Annotated in this window: 1 protein-coding gene; it reads left to right on the forward strand. The window is 60.2% G+C overall.

Annotated features, from left to right (window positions below):
- The coding region (locus EZV76_RS16865) for a hypothetical protein (protein ID WP_161594441.1) at positions 1 to 658 on the forward strand (658 nt) is incomplete at both ends.

Below are 658 nucleotides of genomic sequence, written 5' to 3' on the forward strand. Positions count from 1 at the left end.
GGTACCTTTGGCCAACTTGGGCAGCGACGACCAGACCTTGTCGGAGGTGCTCTCCGAGGGCAACAGCGCGGGCACATCCATAACGAACGTGACGGACCCGACCAATGCCCAGGACGCGGCCACGAAGAACTATGTTGACAGCCAGATCACGGCCAACGCGGCCGATGGCTCGGAGACCATCGTGAACGCCGGTACGGACATCAGTGTCAGCGGCACAGGCACCACCGGCGACCCCTACGTTGTGAACAGCACCTTCACGGAAGTGGACGGCAGCATCACCAACGAGATACAAAATTTGGCGAGCGTGCTGGGAGAGGGCAACAGCGCGGGGACCTCGATCACCAATGTGACGGACCCGACCAATGCSCAGGACGCGGCCACGAAGAACTATGTGGACWCRCAGATCACGGCCAACGCGGCSGATGGCTCGGAGACSRTCGTGAACGCCGGTACGGACATCAGTGTCAGCGGCACAGGCACCACTGGCGACCCCTATATCGTGAACAGYACCTTCACCGARGTGGACGGCAGCGTGACCAATGAGATCAATACCCGCTTCGAGGTAAGTGGGGCGAACCTAGAGATAGAGGACAGCAACGGTACGTTACAGGTACCTTTGGCCAACTTGGGCAGTGACGACCAGACCTTGTCGGAGGTA

Origin of the sequence: Flagellimonas alvinocaridis (assembly GCF_004916895.1) — a bacterium.
In the GTDB taxonomy this organism is placed as follows: Bacteria; Bacteroidota; Bacteroidia; order Flavobacteriales; family Flavobacteriaceae; genus Flagellimonas; species Flagellimonas alvinocaridis.